Here is a 21,097-nt window from a genome sequence, read left to right as displayed (position 1 = left end):
CTCTGACACCGCAGGGGCGGCGAACTATGTTCGAGCAGTGGAGAACACTGAGCTCATCATCAAGCTCACCTCTGATGAAGCGCTGGTCCTGTCGGACCGGCTGGAGCGAGTGCAGATGACGGACCTCAGCCGTCTCGTCGACGACGAGGCGGTCTGGGCGCCCATTCATAGGCTGGCCGGAACGCTCGACAAGTCCCTGCCTGGGATCTTCGCAGCTGACTATGGCGAACGTCTGGACGCGGCGCGTCGCAGGCTTCGACCCGCCTCAGACGATCTCGCCAGTGATCATGAAGACTCTGACTGAGCTGGCTCGCAGCATCACTCACATGAGGGGTTTCAGCCCAAAACTTCTGGTGGATTCCCATTGATTCTGGACAGTGAAGTCCATGGGGTTGGGTGGGACGAGTGATACGGCACCGCTGGACGTGGGCGGATTCGAGGTCGGTTGGCGGGATGCCAAAGGTGAACTCAGCTCGCCGCGCCCTCACCCGACTGTCGGCCCGCGCTCTGCGGGGAGACCGCCGCGCCGGACGGTGCCTCCCCGCCGGTGGACAGGGTGCGTACCTGCGGCGAGAGCAGGGCCGCCGCGGTGGCCAGGACGATCAGGGCGGCACAGCCGGCCAGGGCCACGCCGGTACCCACGGCCGCGGCGATCGGGCCTGCGACAACCAGCCCGAGCGGGGCGAAGGCCAGGGAACCGAACCAGTCGTACGCACTCACGCGGGACAGGACCCGCTCCGGGATCTCCCGCTGGATGGTGGTGGCCCACAGCACGCCGAAGACGTCACTCGCGATCCCGGCCCCGAACATGGCTGCGGCGGTCAGCCACACGGGGGCCTCGGCGCTCAGCAGAGCGATCGGCACGGCGGCCGGAAACGTGCACAGCACGGCCACCAGAACGGGACGGTTCACCCGCACACGGGCGGCCAGTCCCGCACCGGCGACGGTCCCCACAGCCTGTGCCGCCACGATGACCGACCACGCCCGCGCCCCGCCGAGGTGCTGCTCGGCCGTCAGGGGCCCGAGCACCCCGGCGTTGGCGTTGAGCGCGGCCACGACGACCGCGTACTGGGCGACGACGACCCACAGCCACTGCCGGGAAGCGAACTCCCGCCACCCCTCTCGCAGGTCGGTCCAACCCGACGCCTTCTCGCGCGGCCGCGCGGCCACCCGCAGTCGGGCCGTCAGCGCCGCGCTGACGACGAAGGACGCCGCGTTGAGCGCGAGTGCCCAGCCGGCGCCCACCAGCGCCACGGTGACCCCGGACAGCGCCAGGCCGAGCAGCAGGGAGCTGTTGGTGCCGACCCTCAGCAGCCCGTTGGCCCGCTGCAAGCGGTCCGCAGGCACGATCAGGGGTACGAGGCCGTCCATCGCGGGGGCGAACAGAGCCGTCGCCGTTCCGGCCGCCACCGCGGACAGGCACATCGCCGCCAGCGGTGCATGGCCGGTCAGCACCATGGCGGCCAGCCCCGCGTAGGACCCGGCCCCCAGCACATCGGCCAGGACCATCAGTCCCGACCGTGGGATGCGGTCCGCGATCACCCCGCCCACCAGGACGAACACCAGCTGAGGCAACGCCTGGCAGGCCAGCACCAGGGACAACCGGCCCGCATCGGCTCCCGGCAGAGCAAGCACGGCGAACGCCAGCGCCACCCGCGCAAAGCCGTTGCCCAGAACGGAGACGACCCGTGCGCAGACCAGCAGGACGAACTGCCCATCGCGCCACAGCGGCGCTCCGACCGAAGAAGCCGTCACTGTCCGGCACCCTACGGCGGCCCGGGTCGACGTACAGCCTGAACCGGCCACTCGGGACGAAGCTCTTCCGCACGCCGAACCCCGCCCCCGGCGGGACTCGTCCCGGGCGAGGCATCGATCAGCGCGTGATGCAGAAGGGATGCCCGGCGGGGTCGGTGAGGACCCGCGCCTTGTCCCCGCGCGGCTGGTGATCCGGCTTGCCCGCACCCAGTTCCAGCAGCCGGGCCTCGGCCTCGTCCAGGCTCTCCGTGACCTTGAAGCAGAGGTGAAGCTGCTGGGGAACGGTCTGGCCGGGCCAACTCGGAGCCCGGTAGTCCTCGACCCGCTGGAAGCCGATGAAGAGTCCGTCCTCGCGGTGGAGACCGGCGAACTCGCCGTCCGACTTCGGGTGTGGTGCGAAGCCGGCGGCCTGCTGATAGAACGCCGCCAGAGCCAGCGGATCTGGGCAATCGAGGGTGATCGCGACAAGTTCCATCCGCAGGGGCATGAGATCTCCGACCGATCAGTGTCTTCCGTGCACGCCGTGGAGGCGGCTGCCCGCCGTCGAGCGGGGCGGGGAGGGCCCCTTCGTTCCGCTCAGCCGTAAGCACAGCAGGTCAGCACCCCGCCATGCCAACGGTTATCCGGGAGAGGACGACGGGGATCCGGTCAGGATTCGAGAAGCACCGGTGGCGGCGCAGCGGTTAGCGTGCTCGGAGCCGGACCCCGGAGATGGAGAGACGATGACCACGACCACGCGGACGGACGCGCCGGCGTCCACCCCGCACCGCGCCGACAGTCACGACCTGATCCGCGTGCACGGCGCCCGCGAGAACAATCTCAAGGACGTCAGCGTCGATATCCCCAAGCGCCGGCTGACGGTGTTCACCGGGGTCTCCGGCTCGGGCAAGAGCTCGCTCGTGTTCGACACCATCGCCGCGGAGTCGCAGCGGCTGATCAACGAGACCTACAGCGCCTTCGTCCAGGGCTTCATGCCCACGGTGGGGCGACCCGACGTCGACGTCCTGGAGGGGCTCACCACCGCGATCCTCGTGGACCAGCAGCGGATGGGCGCCGACCCCCGCTCCACCGTCGGCACCGCCACCGACGCCAACGCGATGCTGCGCATCCTCTTCAGCCGCCTCGGCACGCCGCACATCGGCTCGCCCAAGGCGTTCTCCTTCAACGTCGCCTCGATCAGCGGCGCGGGCGCGGTCACCGTGCAACGCGGCGGGCAGACGGTGAAGGAGCGGCGCGAGTTCAGCATCACCGGCGGCATGTGCCCGCGCTGCGAGGGGCGGGGCGCGGTCACCGACATCGACCTCACCCAGCTCTTCGACGACTCCAAGTCCCTCAACGAGGGCGCGCTCACCATCCCCGGCTACAAGTCCGGCGGCTGGAACCACCGCCTCTACACCGAGTCGGGCCTGTACGACCCGGACAAGCCGATCCGCTCGTACACCAAGAGGCAGCTGCACGACTTCCTGCACCGCGAGCCGACCAGGATGAAGATCGCGGGCATCAACATGACCTACGAGGGTCTCGTCCCGCGGATCCAGAAGTCGATGCTCGCCAAGGACCGGGAGGCGATGCAGCCGCACATCCGGGAGTTCGTGGACCGGGCGGTCACCTTCACCACCTGTCCCGAGTGCGCGGGCACCCGGCTGAGCGAGGCGGCCCGCTCGTCCAAGATCGACGGGCTCAGCATCGCCGACGCGTGCGCCATGCAGATCAGCGATCTGGCGGAGTGGGTGCGCGGGCTGGCCGAGCCGTCGGTGGCGCCGCTGCTGAAGGCGCTGGGCGAGACCCTCGACTCCTTCGTCGAGATCGGCCTCGGCTACCTCTCGCTGGACCGGCCCGCGGGCACCCTCTCGGGCGGCGAGGCCCAGCGCACCAAGATGATCCGCCACCTCGGCTCCTCGCTGACCGACGTCACCTACGTCTTCGACGAGCCCACCACCGGCCTGCACCCGCACGACATCCGGCGGATGAACGACCTGCTGCTGCGGCTGCGGGACAAGGGCAACACGGTGCTCGTCGTGGAGCACAAGCCGGAGGTCATCGCGATCGCCGACCACGTCGTCGACCTCGGCCCCCGCGCCGGCACGGAGGGCGGCACCGTCTGCTTCGAGGGCAGCGTCGAGGGGCTGCGGGCCGGCGGCACCCTCACCGGCCGCCATCTGGACGACCGGGCCGCCCTCAAGGAGACGGTACGGGCGCCGGCCGGCGCGCTGGAGATCCGCGGCGCGACGACGCACAACCTCCAGGGCGTCGACGTCGACATCCCGCTCGGCGTGCTCGTCGTCCTCACCGGCGTGGCCGGCTCCGGCAAGAGTTCGCTGGTCCACGGGTCGATCCCGGCCGGCGAGGGCGTGGTGTCCATCGACCAGACCCCGATCCGCGGCTCGCGCCGCAGCAACCCGGCGACGTACACCGGACTGCTGGAGCCGATCCGCAAGGCCTTCGCCAAGGCCAACGGCGTCAAGCCGGCGCTGTTCAGCGCCAACTCCGAGGGCGCCTGCCCCACCTGCAACGGCGCCGGTGTCGTCTACACCGACCTGGCGATGATGGCCGGCGTCGCCACCACGTGCGAGGAGTGCGAGGGCAAGCGGTTCGAGGCCTCGGTGCTGGAGTACCGCCTCGGCGGCCGGGACATCAGCGAGGTGCTGGCGATGCCGGTGTCCGAGGCCGAGGAGTTCTTCGGCGGCGGCGAGGCGCGCACCCCGGCCGCCCACCGGATCCTGCGGAACATGGCCGACGTGGGCCTCGGCTACCTCACCCTCGGCCAGCCGCTCACCACGCTGTCCGGCGGCGAGCGCCAGCGGCTGAAGCTGGCCACGCACATGGCCGAGAAGAGCGGTGTCTACGTCCTCGACGAGCCGACCACCGGCCTCCACCTCGCCGACGTCGAACAGCTGCTCGGCCTGCTCGACCGGCTCGTGGACTCCGGCAAGTCGGTGATCGTCGTCGAGCACCACCAGGCTGTCATGGCCCACGCCGACTGGATCATCGACCTCGGCCCCGGCGCCGGCCACGACGGCGGCCGGGTCGTCTTCGAGGGCACCCCCGCCGACCTCGTCGCCGCCCGCTCCACCCTCACCGGCGAACACCTCGCGGACTACGTCGGCGCCTGACGCCGCGGCGGGCTCAGCGGCCCGCCGCCGTCAGCCACTCCCGCAGCACCTCGAAGTCGGCCTCCGTGAGCCCGTACCGGTGGTCGACCCGGTGCAGCAGGGCCGGCCCGTGGTGGTGGACGGCGGTCCAGGCACGGTCGGCCTCGGTGATCTCGTCGTCCACCCAGACGAAGGGGCGGTCCGCCGCCCAGGCGACCAGCGGCCGGGTCTTCCAGTGCAGCAGGCCGGGCGGCTCGTCCTCGTCCGGCCACTGCACGACCGGCAGCCGCGGCAGGCCGAGCCAGGGCCCCAGGCAGGAGTTGGCGTCGTCCATCCAGGTGGTGGCCCACACCAGTTCGCAGCCCAGCGCGGCGAGCCGGGGGCCGAGCGCGGGGTCGACGCGGCTCAGCAGCGGGTGCGTGGCCGTGGCGGCCGGCGGCCCCGCGAACTCCGGGTAGGCGCGGTCCGCCGCCCCGTACGGGATGAGCGGGCCGTCGACGTCGAGGAAGAGCAGCATCACCGACCAGGATCGGCCATGGAGGACGTTCCCGTCGATGCGCGGTGCGGGTCCACCCCGGCCGGGTCCCGGGGCCCCCGGCCTGCCGGCGGCCGAGGAGAGCGGCCGAGGAGGACCGCCGCGGCGCGAGGTCAGAACGGCAGGGGGCGGGCGTGTACGACGTCCAGCCGGGACACCGCCCGGGTCAGCACGACGTACAGGCGGTGGGCGCCGCGCTGCTCGGCCTCGGCGACGGCGGCCGGTTCCACGGCGATCACGTGGTCGTACTCCAGGCCCTTGACCAGGCTCGCCGGGACGACGGTCAGACGGGCGCCGGCGGTGTCCGGGCCGGCCGCCTCGATGCCGGCCGCGGCGAGCGCCTCCCGTACGCCGGCCACGTCCGCGTCCGCCGCGACGACCCCGACCGACCCCTCCCCGGTGAGGGCGTGCAGCACGGCGGTCACGGTCGTGCCGAGGACGTCGCCGGTCGGACGGAGGGTCAACTCCCCGTCGGTGCGCAGCGACCGGGCCGCGGGGACGGTCACGCCGAGGCGGGCGAGCAGCCGGTTCGCCGGTTCGAGGACCGCCGCCGGCACCCGGAACCCGGTGGTCAGCAGAACCACCGCCGCGTCCGGCTTGCCGAGGTGGCGCAACTGGACGGCCCAGTCCCGGGCGGCCCACGGGGTGGTGCCCTGGGCCAGGTCGCCGAGGACGGTCAGCGAGCCGAAGACGGCCCGGCGGGCGATCGCCCGGCACTCCATCGGCGACAGGTCCTGCGCCTCGTCGACCACGATGTGGCCGTAGCCCTCGGGATGTTCGATCAGTCCGGACAGCTCGTCGAGGAGGACGAGGTCGGCGGGCGACCAGCGGGCGGACCTGTGGGAGCGCGGCGGACGCGGCCACAGCAGCGCGGCCCGCTCGTCCGGGTCGAGCAGTCCGTCGGCCGCCCGGTCCAGCACCGTGCCGTCGGTGAGGAGTTCGGCCAGCACCTCCTCGGGGCGGACCTTCGGCCACACGGCGTCGAGTCGCGCGGTGAGCGGCCGGGACCGCTCGACGCGGCGGACCCAGGAGGCCGGCCGGAGCCCGGAGCGCCGCTCGGCCTGCTCCCGTAGCCGCCGTACCACCCGGGTGCGCACCCGCTCGCGGCCGACGGCGTACGGCGGCTCCTCTGCGCGCACCCGCTCGACGATGCGGGCCAGTTCACCGGCGGTCACGCGCCACCGGTAGGACCCCTCCGGCACGGCGAGGTCGGCCACGCCTTCGGCGCTCACGCGCGCGTACAGCGCCCGGCGCAGCACCTCGGCCATCCGGGCGTCGTGCTTGACGGCCGCCGTGGGGGCGGGGTCGGCGCCGGTGGCCGGCCCGCGGGCGACCTCGCCCAGGAGGGTGGTCTGGCGGACGCCCGACTCGCCGAGGGCGGGGAGCACCTCGGCGATGTGGCCGAGGAAGGTCCGGTTGGGGCCGAGGATGAGCAGGCCGGAGCGCTGGAGCCGCTTGGGGTGGGTGTAGAGCAGGTAGGCGGCGCGGTGCAGGCCGACGGCGGACTTGCCGGTGCCGGGGGCGCCCTGCACACAGAGGGAGTCGGTGAGGTCCGCCCGCACCAGGTCGTCCTGTTCGGGCTGGATGGTGGCGGCGATGTCCCGCATGGGCCCGACCCGGGGCCGCTCGATCTCGCGGGCGACGATGTCGCTGGTCCGCGACTCGCCCCGGCCCAGGTGCTCGTCCTCGAGGCCGGTGAGGTCGGCCGAGTCGCCCCGGCTGCCCGGCGCCCAGCCGAACCGGCGCCGGGTGGCGACGCCCTGCGGGTCGCGGGCGCTCGCCTGGTAGAAGGCGCGGGAGACCGGGGCCCGCCAGTCGACCACGAGGGGCGGGGCGGTCGGTTCCTCGGTGATCCGCATCCGCCCGACGTGGTAGTGCTGCCCGCCGTGCCCGGGGGCGTCGGCGGCGAAGTCGAGGCGGCCGAAGAACAGCGGTCCGGGCGGCAGTTCGCGCATGGCCTTGGCCCGGCTGCGCAACCGGTACCCCAGGACCTCGGCGTCGGCACCGGACGCGGAGACGTCCTCGCCGGCGACGATCTGTTCGGCGGCGCCCTCGACCATGGCGGCGAGGGCGGCGCGGCACCTGTCGTGGTGGACGCGCTCGGCGTGCAGGGTCTCCTCGGGGGCGGGGTGGAGTGACGTCATGGGCCCACCCTACGGGAAAACATGTAACCGAGTTAAGTTTTTAACCGAGCCTCACTCGCGTGATCCGCCGCCGAGCCGGTCCGGAAGCGTCGCCGCCAGCCGCGCGAACGCCCGCTCCGCCGCCCGCTCGGCGTCCGGCGCCACCTCGCCGACACCCTCCCCCGCCGCGATCCGCCGCCAGTTGTCCTCGGCGAGGATCCGCTGGACGGCGATGATCTGCCCCGCCGCCAGCCGGGCTTCGAGGTCTCCGCCCAGCGCCGCCGCCAGCGCCGCCTCCGAGCGCCGCAGATGGCCGTACGCCCGCGCCACCAGGGACGGGGTGCCGTAGAGCAGGGTGTGGAAGGCGAGCACCTGGGGGTGGTCGTTCAGCCCGGTGACCGGATCGCGCCGGCGCAGGCCGTCGAGGAAGTTCCGGCGCAGCGCGTCCACGGGGTCGTCCGCCGCCGCGGCCACCCGCGCGGCCTCCGTCTCGTGGTCGGCGATCCGGTGCAGGACGAGGTCCTCCTTGGCCGGGAAGTACCGGAAGAGGGTCGGCTTGGAGATCCCCGCCGCGGCGGCGACCTCCGCGACCGACACCGCGTCGAAGCCCCGCTCCAGGAACAGCCGCACGGCGATGTCCGACACGTCCTGGTACATCCGCTGTCTCTTGCGCTCGCGCAGCCCCATCTCTTCCATGGGGGGAGCCTACGCAGCGCCCCGCGGCACCTCAGTCACCGGCATGCGGCGCGGGAACCGGATCGGGCAGGGGGCGGGCGAGTTCCCACAGGGTGTGGAAGAGCTCACGGCGGTCGCTGACGGTGTCCGCCGCCCTCTGCCCGTCGTCCGAGTGCCACCGGGTGAGCAGCCGCCGGTCGTCCATCACCAGGTCCAGCACCTTCCTGGGCACCGTGGTCCGGTTCTGCCGGTCCGCGGTCTTCTTCGCCGCGTAGGGAGCCTCGACGAGGCGGTCGTCGTTGATCAGGTAGAGATTGAGCACTGGGGACATGTGGAGCACGCGGACCTCGAATTCCAGCCTGCCGAGACCATCGGCCGCCATCGTGATCTTCGCGTCCTGCAGGTGGTTCCGGGAGTTGACGACCTTGCGCTTCAGGACGGCACGGAACGCGGGCGCATCGGCGGCCTTGCCGTCCAGCACCCGTCCGGGCAGCTCGATCTGCCGGTCGAGGTCGGGCACGAGGTAGCGGACGGTCACCACGCGCCGGGTGCTGGCCGGCAGCTCCTCCAGGGCCTTCTTGAGCCGGAACGCCGTGTTCTCCCCGGTGAACCCCATGACATACAGCTTGACCTCGTCCTTGCCCTCCAGCTCCCTCTTGATCTCCGCCAGCAGCTGTTCCCTGGTGATGTGCGCGCCGGACGCCGCACGCTGCGCCGAACCCAGCTCCGCGATCCGCTCCCCGAGCACCCTGATGCCGTCCCGCAGGTGCTCCGTGACCTCCCGCTGGGTCTCGTGGGCCGCGTTCAGCCGCTGCACCTCGGCGTACAGCAGGAAACCGACCAGGCTCAGCAAAGCCCCGCCGACATAGACGTTGTCCTGCAGCGCGTCGCCCACCGGCCGCACGAACTGGGCGACGACGTTCAAGCCGAACACGGCCAGCAGTACGGTCTTCGACACCGTGCCCTCGGCCCGCGCCCAGCCGGCCGCCACCCTGCTTCTCAGCGTTCTTTCCGCCACCGAATTCCCCCCGTTGGCAGGCGCGTTGCACCGGTACCGTTCATGGTGCCCGGTCACGGTCCGCTCAGGAAGAGGGGCGCACCGGCCCGGCTCGGCGCGGGATCCGCTCCAGCAGCCGGTCGTACGACGCGAGCACGACCTTCGCGCCGGCGTCGCGCATGCGCTGCCGCTTCGTCGGGTTGCGTCCGATGCCGACGAAGCGGACGCCAGCCCGCTCCGCCGCCAGGGCGTCCATGGGGGTGTCCCCGATCATCACCGCCTCCTCGGCCGGCAGGCCTAGGTCCCACAGGGCACGGTGGAGGACGTCGGGGTGCGGCTTCATCAGGTCGGGGTCTGCGGCGCGGCCGTGCACGGCCTCGAAACTGTCGCGCAGGTCCCTGTCGCGCAGGTAGTCGTCCGCCGCCGCGGCAGCGTTGTTCGTGACGACGGCGAGCCGGGTGCCCCGCCCGGCCAGCCACGTCACGAACTCCGCCGCGCCGGGTGTGGGCACCGCGTACCGTGCGGCGTCCCGCTCACCCTCGGTGAGCTGCTTGTCCAACTGCGCCACCAGGTCGCCCACGTCGCGGTCCCGGCGGGCGCGGTGCACGGCACGCAGCACCACGTGCGGATCCTTGTCGGTCCGTTCGTCCGCGGCGAGGGCGTCCAGCAGGCCGGCGGCCTCCACGGTGGCGCGCAGGGCGACGGCCAGCGGCTTGGAGCTGTCGTCGGGGAACAGCCGACACAGCGGGCCGTCGAAGTCGAACAACGCGCAGCGCGGGCCCGCCCCTGCGCCCAGCAGCTCCCACGCCTCCTCGACGTCGGCGTCGTCGTACTCAGCAGTCATGCCGTTCCACCCGCTCCTCGGATCGGTCACCCGCGCCGGGGACCCCGGACCAGCCTCGGCGGCTCGGGTGACCGGGGCAAGGTCCGACACACCGGCCGGCCGCCTAGGGCCTACCGTACGTGCCGCCAGGACGGCGGAGCAGTGCCAGCAGCGGCTCCAGGGACCGTACGACGTATTCGGCGCCCGCAGCACGCAGACGCTTTTCCTGGCTCTCGTTCCGCGCGTACCCCAAGAACGGCACTCCGGCCTCCCGGGCAGCGGCCATGTCCGAGACGGCGTCACCGATCGCCAGAGCCGCGGCGGGGGCGGCCCTCATGGCGGCCAGAGCCCGGTTGAGGCAGTGGGGGTGCGGCTTGAGGTGATGCAGGTGCTCGGTACGGCCGTACAGGTGGGGGGCGAAGCAGCCGGTGAGGCCCCGGGTCTCCAGGTAGCTGCGGGCTGCCCGGGGCGAGTTGTTGGTGGTGACGGCGAGCTGGGCGCCGACGGCGGTCCAGGTGCGGATCAGCGGGTCGGCGTAGGCGGTGGGCAGTGCGGAGGCGACGGCCCGCAGTTCCTCCTGGGTGAGCCGTTCCTCCAGCTCGGTGACGAGGTCGCTGCCCGGGTGGCGGCGCCCCACGGCGCGCAGGACCACCTGCGGGTCCAGCGTCTCGCGCTCGGTGTCGGTGAGCAGTCCCCGCAGCCCGCGCAGCTCCAGCCACTCCACCAGCTCCGCTGCCACCCGTTCCGCCTTGTGTCCGGCGAAGAGGCGGCAGATCGGCCCGTCGAAGTCCCACAGCACGACCCGGGCACGGGTGATCAGTTCCCGTATCTCCTCGATCTCTTCGGCGTCGGGGGTCGCATCAGAAGTCGCATCAGAAGTCACTAGGAGAGTGTCAGGTCCGTGGTGATGGTTTCCCAGAGGGCATCGAACCACTTCTGCGATTGCTCCACGAACGCGGCGTCACGCTGCCCGGCCCGCCGCTCGAAGGAGAAGAGGAGGGATTCGGAGCCGAGGGTGTCGTACATCTCCAGCACGCCGCTCTCGGTGGGCTCCTCGCGGCGCGTGACCATGTAGTACGCGTACAGCGCCTCCACCCCGTTGAGCAGGTACAGCTTGGCCGGCGGGGTGAACGGCAGGGCCCGGAAGGTGACGTGGACGTCGATGTCGTGGGTGCCGCGCAGCGCCTGGAGGTTGTACTGGAGCACCTGGCCCTGGGCGTTGCGCATCGCCAGCCAGCGCTGGTGCACGGCGTCGTCGTCGCTCCCGGCGTCCACCGAGACCGGGAAGGCGAGGTTGATGTCCCGGGACGGCAGCAGGATGCGCGCGTCGATCCGTTCGGGGCGGATGCGCCCCTCGTGGATGAGGCGCAGCGGCTCACCGAGGGCGGGCATCAGGCTCTGCGCGGTCAGGCAGACCGCGTCGATGCGCACGTGCGGCGCGGAGAAGGCCTCCGTCAGCCGGGGGGCGAGCGCCACCATCGTCGGCTGGGGCTCCTCGTGGGCGGGCTGCGGCCCGGCGACCCGTGGCGGACTGCCCTTGCTGACGTCGCTCAGCAGCCCGTCCTGCTGAAGCTCCCGCAGGGCCTGGCGTACGGCGCCGCGCTCCACGCCGAACTCCTCGGCCAGCTCGGCCTGGGTGGGCAGCCGGTCGCCCGCCCGCAGGGCACCGGTGCGGATGCGTGCGCGCAGGGTGTCGGCGATCTCCCGGGGCGTGAGCCTGCCGCCGCCGTTCGCTGCCACGTTCTCCTGGGTCACGACCAAACGCTACAACTTTGATCTATCTAGCGGGAGTTGCTCGCAAGTTGTTTATGCATGGAGACCAAGTAGGGACAACTCAGGTGTAGTTGGTTGCCAACTTCCCCAAGTTGGCCGAGCCTTTGCTTCCCCGCACGTCCTACCGGCAGACCGAAGGGGGATCACCGTGCCTGCCCTCGCCCTCCTCTCCGCCCTGTTCGTGATCGGCTTCGAGCAACTCGTCCAGTGGAGATACGGCGCCGCCGGCATCGTCGGCATGCTGCTGCTCTCCGTGGGCATCAAGGCCAAGAGCCCGGCGGTCAGCTCCGCCGGCGCCCTGCTGCTCGCCGGGCCCGCCCTATGACGCCAGGACCAGGTCCGAGCTGATCGTCTCCCACAGCGCGTCGAACCACAGCCGCGACTGCTCCACGAACGCCGCGTCCCGCTGCCCGGCCCGCCGCTCGAAGGCGAACAGCATCGACCGGGTGCCGTCGGCGTCGTACAGCTCCACGTGCTCGTGCTCGATCTCCCGTTCGCGGCGCCCGAGCGTGTAGTACGCGAACAGCGCCTCGGCCCCGTTGAGCAGGTACAGCTTGACGGGCGGGGTGAACGGCAGGGCCCGGAAGAGGACCCGTACGTCGATGCCGTGCGTGGTCCGCAGCGCCAGCAGGTTCTGCCGCAGCACCAGGCCCTGGGCGTTGCGCTGGGCCAGCCAGCGCCGGTGCAGCAGGCCGCCGTCGGCCGCGTCCACCGGCGTCGGGAACGCCAGTTCGATGTCCCGGCTCGGCAGCAGGACCCGCACGTCGATCTTGGCCGGTTTCAACTGCCCGGCATGGACCTGCCGCAGCGGCTCACCGATGGCCAGAGTGAGCGAGACGGAGGTCAGGCACAGCGCGTCGATGCGCACGTGCGGGGCGGCGAAGGAGGCCGCGATGCGCGGCGCGAGACCCGCCGTGGTGGGCTGCGGCGGCGCCGCGGGACCGGCCAGGGGACTCGCCTGCCCCGGAACCGCGGCCACGGTGGCCGGGCTGCCCTTGGAAACGCCGGTGAGCAGGTGCTCCGACTGAAGAATGCGCAAGGCCTGGCGGACGGCCCCGCGTTCGACTCCGAACTCGTCGGCCAGCCTGGCCTGGGTGGGCATGCGCTGGCCCGGCCGCAGCTCGCCGGACCTGATCCGGCTGCGCAGTTCGTCGGCGATCTCGCGGTGTGACCGGCGTGGCCGCTGTGACCTCGCCCGTCCACTGGCGGAGGCGTGCTCCGGGTCCACGGACAAACACTACAACTTCCCGCCATCTTCCGGCAGTTCACCGACAGCTGGCTATGAGACGGTTCCCAACGGAGATAAGTACAGTGAAGTTGGCTACCAACTCGTACAACCTGGTCAAGCCTTCCGATGGTTGGCCGACCGGGCTCCCTTCCGGAGGGGAGCCGGGAGCCCGGACAGGGGACGGCCACCGGAGCACACAGCCACAGCCCAGGACCGCACAGCCACAACTGAACAGCCGGCACAGCCACAACCGAACATCGGCAGCGCACAGCCACAACTGAACAGCTCGCTACGGATGAACAGTCAGCCCGTCACCGGCCGGAGGGAGCCTCAGAAGATGTCCGGGCACCACGGGCGCCCGGGCGAGCGGAACAGGGCGTCGGCCTTCCGGGCGGCGCCCTCTCGTTCTTCCTGGATCCGGCCGAGGGCGGCCAGCCGCAGCGCCGACTCGTCACCGAGCCACAGCCGGGCCAACTCGGCCGCCTCCAGGGTCAGATCGGCCCCCACCGTGCTCGTCGGCACGCAGGACGCCCCCTCGGGGGAGACCTCCAGCCGGAAACGCCCCCCGGCCGGCCCGGCGCCGTCAGCGCCGTCAGCGCCGTCGAGGATCTGGAGGACCAGCGCGCCCTCCACCTCGTACGTCCGCGCCTCAAGGGCCCGTACGACGTCCAGGATGCGCACCCACAGCCAGTCCGCGTGCTCGGTGACGCGGGCCGCGCGCGGGTTCGGCAGATGGAAGGGCAGCAGGTCGCCGGGGCCGCGCCAGCCGGTCTTGACCTTGGTGATCCAGTCGATCGAGCACAGGTACCGCCACAGGGCGCGGTCGGCCGCGGGGGTCGAGGCGATGAGCCAGTTCACCTCGGCGGTGTTCTGCGGCTGCTTGCCGTGCCAGCGGTCGTCGGACCGGTACGACACCAGGCCCTCGACCTCGCCGGAGGCCGAGCGGTAGGCGGCGTAGAACGGCTCGGTCCACTCGCCGAAGCGCACGGCCCCGGTGCTCGCCTCCCACCACAGGCCGTCCCGGCTGACCGCGCCCGGCTGAGCACGGCGGAACCGTTCGTACAGCTCGGGGCCCAGCTTGCGCACGTCCTCGCCGTCCACCAGGTCGATCCGGCCGCCGTCCGCGGGGCCGGACCAACGCGGGTCGAGGCCGGCCTGGGACACGTCGACGGTCCACTCGGTCGTCCAGGTCGCCGGCCCGAAGCCGTAGCGCCCGTAGATCGGGTACTCGGCGGCCACCAGGGTGGCCACGACGTCACCGCGTTCCCTCGCCGCGGCCAGGTCCTGGCGCATCATCCGGGTCAGCAGGCCCCGGCGGCGGTGCGTCGGGCTGACGGTGACGTTCGAGATCGCGTCCGCGGGCACCGGGGCACCGCCGACCGCGGTCAGTTCCTGGGCGAAGGAGCGGAAGGTGGCCACGCACCGGCCGCCGTCGTAGGCGCCCAGCCGGCGGCCCGGCAAGCGGCGCCGGACGTCCAGCTGCTCCGGCGCGAGGACCGGCGGCCGCAGGAACCCGGTGTTCAGGGCGCGCTGCCAGTCCTCGAAATCGGCATCCGTGACGGTTCGGACCTCAGTCATGGAGACACGGTAGGCGGACGGCCGCAACGTGTCGCCCGCATTTGTGACGCCCCCGCCGCCAGGGCACGCGGCACCCCGCCCGACGACCCACGACACCCCGCCTCGCCTGTCCCGGCACTCTCACCGGACCTGGTGCCGGCACGCACACCGTGCCCGCTTCCGGCACCCTCACCGTGCCTTCCCCGGCAGCCTCGCCGTGCCCGCCTCCGGCACCCTCACCGCACCTTCCCCGGCACCCTCACCGCGCCTTCCCCGGCACCCTCACCGTGCCCGCCTCCGGCACCCTCACCGCGCCTTCCCCGGCACCCTCACCGTGCCCGCTTCCGGCGTGCTCCGCCGGGCCGTTCAGATCAGCAGGTCGTCCACCTGGGCCTCGCCCACCCGGTACCGGCGGGCGATCTCCCCGCTGCAGTCGTCGGTCGTGTGCTGCAGCCGCTGGCGGCGCCGGGAGACCTCCTGCTCGTAGCGGACCAGCCGGCCCATGGCGGTGCTCAGTTCCAGGTCCGTCCTGGCCTGGAGATCGGACAGCTCGACCTCGGCGAGCATCTCGGCGGCCAGCTGCCGGTACTCCTCGTTGTGCGGGGTGCCGAGCGTGACGTGGCGGGCCGAGGAGCGGTGCCGGGCCGGACCGTCCTGGAGGATCTCCGGGAGCCGGTCGACCACGGAGCCGTCCGCGGGTGCCGGTACGGCCGCCCGGCCGCGCCGGGACAACTCCGCCCGCAGGATGTCGATCCGGCCCTGCAGCAGCCGCCGTACGTAGCTGAGGTCCGCCTCGTCACGCTGGGCGTCGCGGCGCAGGGTGCGCAGTTCGGGAAGGCTCAGCCGGGCCAGTTCGGGCTCGGGAGGCTCCACGGGAAGCGTCGGACCGGCCGGGCCGTCGCCGCGCTGCGCGGGCGGCCGACAGGTCCCGTGCGTCCCCGGCCGCCCGCTGGTACTGGGTGTGCTCATGTGGTGGTGACCGTCCCCTCGACCGGCGTGTGGAAGCATCGTGCCACCCCAACCGGCCGCTATGTGACCGAGTGCCCCCGAACGGCCCCAGATGGGCGGTAAGAGATCCATTTTGGACCCCGTGTGGCCGTGTGCGGGACACCGGGCATGATGGTCCGCATGCGTGCGGTGGTGCAGAGGGTGGACGGCGCGAGCGTCGTCGTGGACGGCGAGACGGTGGGCGCGATCGAGGGCGAGGGCCTGTGCGTCCTCGTCGGGGTGGCCCATGAGGACACCAAGGAGAAGGCGGCCCAACTGGCCCGCAAACTGTGGTCGGTCCGGATGCTGCAGGACGAGAAGTCGTGCAGCGACATCGACGCCCCGCTGCTCGTGATCAGCCAGTTCACGCTGTACGGCGACGCCCGCAAGGGCCGTCGGCCCACCTGGAACGCGGCGGCCCCGGGTGACGTGGCCGAGCCACTGGTGAACGAGGTGGTGGCCCAGCTCCGAAGCCTCGGCGCAACCGTGGCAACAGGCCGCTTCGGCGCCAAGATGCGGGTGTCCCTGACGAACGACGGCCCGTTCACGGTCCTACTGGAAATCTGAACGCCCCCAAGGGGCGCGGGGAACGGCGCGACCAGCCACCACAACGCCGCACCCGAAGAACTCCAGAACGCCCCGAAAGGGGCGCGGGGAACGGCGCGACCAGCCACAGCGCGCCCGCGGCCGGACGGGCGCCCCAGCCACCACGGCGCTGCGACGGCCGCCCCGCGGAGCCTACGGCTCGACCACGACCTCCTGCGCCGCAGCCGTCTCACCGGCCAGCAACCTCGCGTCGGCCGGCACGTTCCGCTTCACCAGCGCCAGCGCCACCGGCCCCAGTTCGTGGTGCCGCACGGACGTCGTGACGAAACCGATCTTGCGGCCGTCCGCGCCCTCGTCCGCCAGGCGGATGTCCGTACCCGGCACCGGCAGGTGGACATCGCTGCCGTCCAGGTGCAGGAAGACCAACCGGCGGGGCGGCTTGCCCAGGTTCTGGACGCGGGCGACCGTCTCCTGGCCGCGGTAGCAGCCCTTCTGCAGATGCACCGCCGTACCGATCCAGCCCAGCTCGTGCGGGATCGTACGGTGATCGGTCTCGAAGCCGAGCCGCGGGCGGTGCTGCTCGACACGCAGCGCCTCGTAGGCCAGCAGACCGGCGGCCGGCCCGTGCTGGGCCGCGAAGGTCTCCAGGTCGGCGCGCGGCAGGAAGAGGTCACGGCCGTACGCCGTCTCACGGACGACGACGCCCTCGGGCGCCGCGGTGATCGAGCCGGCCGGCAGGTGGACGACCGCGATGTCGGCGGTGCGGTCGGCGACCTCCACCCGGTAGAAGAACTTCATCGACTCCAGGTAGGCGATCAGCGCCTCCTGGGTGCCGGGCTCCACGTGCGCCCAGACCGTCGTCCCGTCGTCCACGAGGTACAGCGCGTGCTCGATGTGGCCGTGCGCGGAGAGGATCAGCGCCTCCGTCGCCTCGCCCACGGGCAGCTCGCTGACGTGCTGGGTGAGGAGCAGATGCAGCCAGCTCAGCCGGTCCGCGCCGCTGACGGCGATGACACCGCGGTGCGACAGGTCGACGAAACCGGCGCCGTCGGCCAGGGCGCGCTGCTCACGGAACAGGTCGCCGTAGTGGGCGGCGACGCCTTCGTCCACCCCTTCGGCGGAAACGGCGCCGGGCAGGGACAGCAGGGGGCTCTTCATATGGCAAGCCTACGACGTGGTAGTTGCACTCTTCAGGGAGCAGTCCCGGCACCGGCCGAAGATCGCGAAGTGCTTCATGTCGGTGTCGAACCCGAACTGCCGGCGCAGCTTGTCCGTGAACTCGGCCGCCACCTCGACATCCGCCTCGATCACGTTCTCGCAGTCGCGGCACACCAGGTGCAGATGGTGATGGCGGTCGGCGAGGTGGTAGGTCGGCGCACCGTGGCCGAGGTGGGCGTGGCTGACCAGGCCCAGCTCCTCCAGCAGCTCCAGTGTCCGGTAGACGGTGGAGATGTTGACCCCCGACGCCGTCCTCCTCACTTCCACGAGGATGTCGTCGGGGGTCGCGTGCTCAAGGGTGTCCACGGCTTCGAGGACAAGCTGCCGCTGCGGCGTCAGCCGATAGCCGCGCTGCCTGAGGTCGCTCTTCCAGTCGGTGCTCACCACACCCGAAAGTCTAGGGCCACCGGCCCGCAAGCCCCACGTGCGCGCCCGCCACCCGACCGGCCGGCCGACCGCGCGACGGCTACTTGAAGAAGGCGATGCCGTCGTCCGGCATGTCGTCCGGCAGGGCCTTCGCCCAGCGCTCGACGTCCTCCGGGGTGATGACCTTCTTCAGGTGGGCCGACATGTAGGGGCGCAGCTCGACCTCGGGGGTCTGCTTCTCGCCGACCCACATCAGGTCGCTCTTGACGTAGCCGTAGAGCCGCTTGCCGCCGGTGTACGGCTGCGAGGCGGACGTCCGCGCGACGGCGTCCGTGGCCAGGTCGATCTGCGGCTTCTTGTCGGCCATCTCGCCGTACCAGATCTCCACCGTGCCGTCGTCGCGGGTCATCGTGACCTCGACCTTGCGGTCGGCGTCGATCCGCCAGAAGCCGGACTCCGACTCCAGCGGACGGACCTTGTTGCCGTCCTGGTCCAGCACCCAGGTGTGCGAGTGGTACTCCAGGAAGTCCCGGCCGTCGTGCGTGAAGCTGACCTCCTGCCCGAAGTTGCACTTCTGCGAGCCGGGGAAGTCGTGCACGCCCGCGCCGGCCCAGTTGCCGAGCAGGAAGGCGAGCGGGACGAGGTCCTTGTGCAGGTCGGACGGGATCTCGATCATGGCGGAAGCTTTCCTAGGTCTGGATCAGCGCTGGCCCTGGTACAGCTTCTTCACGGTCAGACCGGCGAAGGCGAGGACGCCGACGCAGACCAGGACCAGCAGGGTTTCGAAGAAGGTCTCCACGGGTGCTCCTTGAGCGAAGGTCGGGGGGTCCCCCTGCTCGAAGGCCCGGGGGAATACGACAGAGCCGGGGCCCAGCTTACGCGGCCGGGACCCGGCGCTCTCGGCGAGGTGGGCGGTGGCGGGCCCGGTCGGGCAGCGGCTGTGCGGCACCACCGTCCGCCGGCACGGTTCCCTCGGGCGCCGCCCGTGCGGGACTGTGCGGCCACGGGGGTTGTGGCCGTACCTCCACGGTGCGGGTGCCGCGGATCCGCCGGGCCGGTGACGGCGGCGCGCCGGGGCTCCTCCCCGGGCCGCCTTACGATGCGGGCATGGCGAAGAAGCTCGTGATCAAGGTGACGGCGGGGGCCGACGCCCCCGAACGCTGCTCGCAGGCGTTCACGGTGGCGGCGGTGGCCGTGGCCAGCGGGGTCGACGTCTCGCTGTGGCTGACCGGGGAGTCGTCCTGGTTCGCACTGCCGGGGCGGGCCGCCGAGTTCGAACTGCCGCACGCGGCCCCGCTGCCCGACCTGCTCGACTCGATCCTGGCGGCCGGCCGCATCACGCTGTGCACGCAGTGCGCGGCCCGCCGGGAGATCACGGAGAAGGACGTCATCGAGGGCGTCCGGATCGCGGGCGCGCAGGTGTTCGTGCAGGAGGCGCTGGGGGACGAGACGCAGGCACTCGTCTACTGACGCCGCCTGACCGCCGCTCCCAGGCGCTCACCCACTCACGCCGGGCGGGTGACGCAGGCGCTCACCCACTCACGCCGGGCGGGTGACGCAGGCGCTCACCCACTCACGTCGGGTCGGTCGGCACTCGCCCACTGAGCCAGGCCGGTGACGCAGGCACCCGCCCACTGACGCCGGGCCGGTCGGCACTCGCCCACTGAGCCAGGCCCGGTGACGCAGGCACCCGCCCACTGACGCCGGGCCGGTCGGCACTCACCCACTCACGCCGGGCCGGTGACACAGGTACCCGCCCACTGAGCCAGGCCGGTGACGCGGGCCCTCACCCACCCACGCCAGGCCGGTGACGCAGGCACCCGCCCACCCACGCCGGGCCGGTGGCGCAGGCGTTCACCCACTGAGCCAGGCCGGTGACGGAAGCGCCGCTCCACCAGCTGCCGGCGGGTGGGCGCTTGCCGCCCGCTAGCGGGGAGGGCGCTTCTTGCCGTCCAGTTCGTCCCACCAGTCGTCGGACTGCGCGTCCCCGGACGGGTCGTCCCACCAGCGGTCGTCCGGGCCGCGCCGGTTGGCGATCATCGCGGCGACCGGCGGGATGACCATGGCGAAGACGCACATGCCGACGGCCGCCGGTACGGACCACAGGCGCACGACCCCCCACGCCAGGACGAAGAGGCCGATGCACGTCCCCATCATGGCGAAGTAGACGTGCCGCCTGCGCGCGTACATGACTCCAGGGTAGGACCGGCCGCGCCTGTCACAAGTGATCGACAATTTCCGCCCCGGACGGTTCGGCGGCGTTACCGTGAGGTAGCCGTACCCGATCCCAGCACGCCGCCACCGACCCGGGGAACAGACCACATGCGCGCTCTGCGAATACTTCTCATCCTCGTCGTGGTCCTGGGCGGCCTCTTCGTGATCGCGGACCGGGTCGCCGTGCACCTCGCCGAGGGCAAGGCCGCCGACAAGATCAAGTCGACGGAGGACCTGGCCGCCACCCCGGACGTGAACATCAAGGGCTTCCCGTTCCTCACCCAGGTCGCGGGCGGCTCGCTGGACGACGTCGAGGTCGGCATCAAGGACTACCGGGCCGCCACCGGCAAGCCCGGCCAGACCCTCCGCATCGACGACCTCCAGGCAGACATGAAGGGCGTCAAGTTCTCCGGCGACTACAGCTCCGCCACCGCGGCGACCGCCACCGGCACCGCGAGGATCGCCTACGACGAGCTGCTGAAGACCGCCAAGGCCGAGCCGACCGATGTGGGCTTCGGCGTCAAGGCGAAGGTCGTCGGCCTCTCCGACGGCGGCAACGGCAAGCTCAAGGTGGCGGTCAGGGTGACGGGCACGCTCGCGGGAGCCGTCCCCGTCGACCGGACGCTGTCCGTGCTCAGCTCGGTGACCGTCGAGAACAACCGGCTCCGGGTCCACGCCGACTCCCTGCCCGTGATCAGCGGTCTGGCGCTCGCCGAGAACCGCGTCCGCACGATCACCGACTTCCAGCAGGCCATCGACCAGCTGCCGGGCGGCATCAAGCTGGACAAGGTGCAGGCCGCGCCGGACGGCGTGAAGATCGAGGTGAAGGGTTCGGACGTCAAGCTGGTGGGGTAGGCAGTCTGCCGATGGACAGGAAATGTCCGACAGGCGAGACGGTGGCGCCAGCGTCCTGACCGCCGCACCCGCCACAAGCGCCCGGAGGCCGTGCGACGGCCGCCCGGGCGCTTCCCGTATCCCAGTATGCGGACGATCGCGTCTCGTCATGTGACACGGCGGTGACATGTCCGCCCGTACGTCCCTACGATCGACCGCATGAAGCGACAGGCGGACCTCACGAAGCGGCGGGCAGTGGACCTGTGCCGCGTTGCCGCCATGCTCTGTCGCCCTTTCTGAGCGAAAGTCCCTGACTTCCGCATCTCAGCCCCCGCCCTGCTGGAAGGGCTCCCCCGCGCCGCCCGTTCCCCTGA

The 21,097-nt window shown here is 71.9% G+C and carries 23 protein-coding genes; 7 read left to right on the top strand and 16 right to left on the bottom strand.

The annotated features are described in order from the left end of the window. The first annotated feature begins 37 nt into the window (after positions 1–37). Positions 38–304 carry a hypothetical protein gene (locus ABVB68_RS00355; RefSeq protein ID WP_353598764.1) on the top strand — a complete coding sequence of 89 codons (267 nt, stop codon included), beginning with the start codon at positions 38–40 and terminating at the stop codon, positions 302–304. 164 nt (positions 305–468) lie between these two features. Here ABVB68_RS00355 and ABVB68_RS00350 read toward each other — a convergent pair whose 3' ends face one another. Both ABVB68_RS00350 and ABVB68_RS00345 read right to left on the bottom strand, forming a co-directional pair. Next, positions 469–1,755 carry an MFS transporter gene (locus ABVB68_RS00350; RefSeq protein ID WP_353598763.1) on the bottom strand — a complete coding sequence of 429 codons (1,287 nt, stop codon included), beginning with the start codon at positions 1,753–1,755 and terminating at the stop codon, positions 469–471. Between the two features lie 118 nt (positions 1,756–1,873). Beyond that, on the bottom strand, positions 1,874–2,242 hold the full coding sequence (locus ABVB68_RS00345) for a VOC family protein (RefSeq protein WP_353598762.1): 369 nt from the start codon (positions 2,240–2,242) through the stop codon (positions 1,874–1,876). Positions 2,243–2,477: 235 nt separating this feature from the next. Between ABVB68_RS00345 and ABVB68_RS00340 the strand changes: the two genes are divergently transcribed. Further along, entirely contained in the window at positions 2,478–4,868 is a 2,391-nt protein-coding gene (locus ABVB68_RS00340) for an ATP-binding cassette domain-containing protein (protein WP_353598761.1), read from the top strand. Positions 4,869–4,881: 13 nt separating this feature from the next. On the opposite strand, the gene ABVB68_RS00335 is transcribed toward ABVB68_RS00340, so the two are convergent. From ABVB68_RS00335 to ABVB68_RS00305, 7 genes are all read right to left on the bottom strand, one after another. Continuing rightward, the gene (locus ABVB68_RS00335) at positions 4,882–5,364 is read right to left on the bottom strand and encodes an HAD domain-containing protein (RefSeq protein ID WP_353598760.1); all 483 of its coding nucleotides are present in this window, start codon (positions 5,362–5,364) and stop codon (positions 4,882–4,884) included. Positions 5,365–5,495: 131 nt separating this feature from the next. Continuing rightward, positions 5,496–7,526, bottom strand: a complete 2,031-nt coding sequence (locus ABVB68_RS00330) for a HelD family protein (protein ID WP_353598759.1) — start codon at positions 7,524–7,526, stop codon at positions 5,496–5,498. Positions 7,527–7,577: 51 nt separating this feature from the next. Further along, the gene (locus ABVB68_RS00325) at positions 7,578–8,201 is read right to left on the bottom strand and encodes a TetR/AcrR family transcriptional regulator (protein WP_353598758.1); all 624 of its coding nucleotides are present in this window, start codon (positions 8,199–8,201) and stop codon (positions 7,578–7,580) included. A gap of 31 nt (positions 8,202–8,232) precedes the next feature. Further along, the gene (locus ABVB68_RS00320) at positions 8,233–9,198 is read right to left on the bottom strand and encodes an ATP/GTP-binding protein (RefSeq protein WP_353598757.1); all 966 of its coding nucleotides are present in this window, start codon (positions 9,196–9,198) and stop codon (positions 8,233–8,235) included. 64 nt (positions 9,199–9,262) lie between these two features. Next, entirely contained in the window at positions 9,263–10,021 is a 759-nt protein-coding gene (locus ABVB68_RS00315; RefSeq protein ID WP_353598756.1) for an HAD family hydrolase, read from the bottom strand. 103 nt (positions 10,022–10,124) lie between these two features. Continuing rightward, entirely contained in the window at positions 10,125–10,883 is a 759-nt protein-coding gene (locus tag ABVB68_RS00310; protein WP_353598755.1) for an HAD family hydrolase, read from the bottom strand. Further along, the gene (locus ABVB68_RS00305) at positions 10,883–11,761 is read right to left on the bottom strand and encodes a winged helix-turn-helix domain-containing protein (RefSeq protein WP_353598754.1); all 879 of its coding nucleotides are present in this window, start codon (positions 11,759–11,761) and stop codon (positions 10,883–10,885) included. Before ABVB68_RS00305 ends, ABVB68_RS00310 begins: the two co-directional genes overlap by 1 nt. 160 nt (positions 11,762–11,921) lie before the next feature. Here ABVB68_RS00305 and ABVB68_RS00300 point away from each other — a divergent pair, with 160 nt between their 5' ends. After that, a complete protein-coding gene (locus tag ABVB68_RS00300; protein ID WP_353598753.1) occupies positions 11,922–12,098 on the top strand; it encodes a hypothetical protein in 177 nt (58 codons plus the stop codon). On the opposite strand, the gene ABVB68_RS00295 is transcribed toward ABVB68_RS00300, so the two are convergent. From ABVB68_RS00295 to ABVB68_RS00285, 3 genes are all read right to left on the bottom strand, one after another. Next, complete coding sequence (locus tag ABVB68_RS00295) at positions 12,093–13,007, bottom strand: winged helix-turn-helix domain-containing protein (RefSeq protein ID WP_353598752.1); 915 nt, start codon at positions 13,005–13,007, stop codon at positions 12,093–12,095. The genes ABVB68_RS00300 and ABVB68_RS00295 overlap by 6 nt on opposite strands. A gap of 324 nt (positions 13,008–13,331) precedes the next feature. Then, the gene (locus ABVB68_RS00290) at positions 13,332–14,579 is read right to left on the bottom strand and encodes a GNAT family N-acetyltransferase (protein ID WP_353598750.1); all 1,248 of its coding nucleotides are present in this window, start codon (positions 14,577–14,579) and stop codon (positions 13,332–13,334) included. Between the two features lie 345 nt (positions 14,580–14,924). After that, positions 14,925–15,527 carry an RsiG family protein gene (locus ABVB68_RS00285; RefSeq protein WP_353598749.1) on the bottom strand — a complete coding sequence of 201 codons (603 nt, stop codon included), beginning with the start codon at positions 15,525–15,527 and terminating at the stop codon, positions 14,925–14,927. A gap of 159 nt (positions 15,528–15,686) precedes the next feature. On the opposite strand from ABVB68_RS00285, the gene dtd reads away from it, so the two are divergent. Continuing rightward, entirely contained in the window at positions 15,687–16,112 is a 426-nt protein-coding gene (gene dtd / locus ABVB68_RS00280) for a D-aminoacyl-tRNA deacylase (RefSeq protein WP_353598748.1), read from the top strand. Between the two features lie 171 nt (positions 16,113–16,283). Here dtd and ygfZ read toward each other — a convergent pair whose 3' ends face one another. The 3 genes from ygfZ to ABVB68_RS00265 all read right to left on the bottom strand — a co-directional run bounded on the left by ygfZ (position 16,284) and on the right by ABVB68_RS00265 (position 18,351). Continuing rightward, entirely contained in the window at positions 16,284–17,249 is a 966-nt protein-coding gene (gene ygfZ, locus ABVB68_RS00275) for a CAF17-like 4Fe-4S cluster assembly/insertion protein YgfZ (protein ID WP_353598747.1), read from the bottom strand. A gap of 9 nt (positions 17,250–17,258) precedes the next feature. Beyond that, entirely contained in the window at positions 17,259–17,696 is a 438-nt protein-coding gene (locus tag ABVB68_RS00270) for a Fur family transcriptional regulator (RefSeq protein ID WP_353598746.1), read from the bottom strand. Between the two features lie 79 nt (positions 17,697–17,775). Beyond that, positions 17,776–18,351: a heme-binding beta-barrel domain-containing protein gene (locus tag ABVB68_RS00265; protein WP_353598745.1), complete on the bottom strand. Its 576-nt coding sequence runs from the start codon at positions 18,349–18,351 to the stop codon at positions 17,776–17,778. Positions 18,352–18,782: 431 nt separating this feature from the next. Between ABVB68_RS00265 and ABVB68_RS00260 the strand changes: the two genes are divergently transcribed. Continuing rightward, on the top strand, positions 18,783–19,145 hold the full coding sequence (locus tag ABVB68_RS00260) for a DsrE family protein (protein ID WP_353598744.1): 363 nt from the start codon (positions 18,783–18,785) through the stop codon (positions 19,143–19,145). Between the two features lie 456 nt (positions 19,146–19,601). Here ABVB68_RS00260 and ABVB68_RS00255 read toward each other — a convergent pair whose 3' ends face one another. Next, a complete protein-coding gene (locus ABVB68_RS00255) occupies positions 19,602–19,865 on the bottom strand; it encodes a DUF3099 domain-containing protein (RefSeq protein WP_353598743.1) in 264 nt (87 codons plus the stop codon). Positions 19,866–19,997: 132 nt separating this feature from the next. Here ABVB68_RS00255 and ABVB68_RS00250 point away from each other — a divergent pair, with 132 nt between their 5' ends. Both ABVB68_RS00250 and ABVB68_RS00245 read left to right on the top strand, forming a co-directional pair. Continuing rightward, positions 19,998–20,744: an LmeA family phospholipid-binding protein gene (locus ABVB68_RS00250; RefSeq protein WP_353598742.1), complete on the top strand. Its 747-nt coding sequence runs from the start codon at positions 19,998–20,000 to the stop codon at positions 20,742–20,744. Between the two features lie 198 nt (positions 20,745–20,942). Further along, positions 20,943–21,023 (top strand): Ms5788A family Cys-rich leader peptide, encoded by an 81-nt coding sequence (locus ABVB68_RS00245; protein ID WP_350751515.1) that lies wholly within the window; start codon positions 20,943–20,945, stop codon positions 21,021–21,023. The last annotated feature ends 74 nt before the right edge of the window (positions 21,024–21,097 follow it).

This window comes from Streptomyces sp. NPDC096012 (assembly GCF_040426375.1).
In the GTDB taxonomy this organism is placed as follows: Bacteria; Actinomycetota; Actinomycetes; order Streptomycetales; family Streptomycetaceae; genus Streptomyces.
This window is presented reverse-complemented; position numbering and strand designations above follow the sequence as displayed.

Coding starts and splice junctions, on each gene's coding strand:
- ABVB68_RS00345 (WP_353598762.1), bottom strand. CDS start 2,242: ATGCCCCTGCGGATGGAACTTGTCGCGATCACCCTCGATTGCCCAGAT.
- ABVB68_RS00340 (WP_353598761.1), top strand. CDS start 2,478: ATGACCACGACCACGCGGACGGACGCGCCGGCGTCCACCCCGCACCGC.
- ABVB68_RS00335 (WP_353598760.1), bottom strand. CDS start 5,364: ATGCTGCTCTTCCTCGACGTCGACGGCCCGCTCATCCCGTACGGGGCG.
- ABVB68_RS00330 (WP_353598759.1), bottom strand. CDS start 7,526: ATGACGTCACTCCACCCCGCCCCCGAGGAGACCCTGCACGCCGAGCGC.
- ABVB68_RS00325 (WP_353598758.1), bottom strand. CDS start 8,201: ATGGAAGAGATGGGGCTGCGCGAGCGCAAGAGACAGCGGATGTACCAG.
- ABVB68_RS00315 (WP_353598756.1), bottom strand. CDS start 10,021: ATGACTGCTGAGTACGACGACGCCGACGTCGAGGAGGCGTGGGAGCTG.
- ABVB68_RS00290 (WP_353598750.1), bottom strand. CDS start 14,579: ATGACTGAGGTCCGAACCGTCACGGATGCCGATTTCGAGGACTGGCAG.
- ABVB68_RS00285 (WP_353598749.1), bottom strand. CDS start 15,527: ATGAGCACACCCAGTACCAGCGGGCGGCCGGGGACGCACGGGACCTGT.
- dtd (WP_353598748.1), top strand. CDS start 15,687: ATGCGTGCGGTGGTGCAGAGGGTGGACGGCGCGAGCGTCGTCGTGGAC.
- ygfZ (WP_353598747.1), bottom strand. CDS start 17,249: ATGAAGAGCCCCCTGCTGTCCCTGCCCGGCGCCGTTTCCGCCGAAGGG.
- ABVB68_RS00265 (WP_353598745.1), bottom strand. CDS start 18,351: ATGATCGAGATCCCGTCCGACCTGCACAAGGACCTCGTCCCGCTCGCC.
- ABVB68_RS00260 (WP_353598744.1), top strand. CDS start 18,783: ATGGCGAAGAAGCTCGTGATCAAGGTGACGGCGGGGGCCGACGCCCCC.
- ABVB68_RS00255 (WP_353598743.1), bottom strand. CDS start 19,865: ATGTACGCGCGCAGGCGGCACGTCTACTTCGCCATGATGGGGACGTGC.
- ABVB68_RS00250 (WP_353598742.1), top strand. CDS start 19,998: ATGCGCGCTCTGCGAATACTTCTCATCCTCGTCGTGGTCCTGGGCGGC.
- ABVB68_RS00245 (WP_350751515.1), top strand. CDS start 20,943: ATGAAGCGACAGGCGGACCTCACGAAGCGGCGGGCAGTGGACCTGTGC.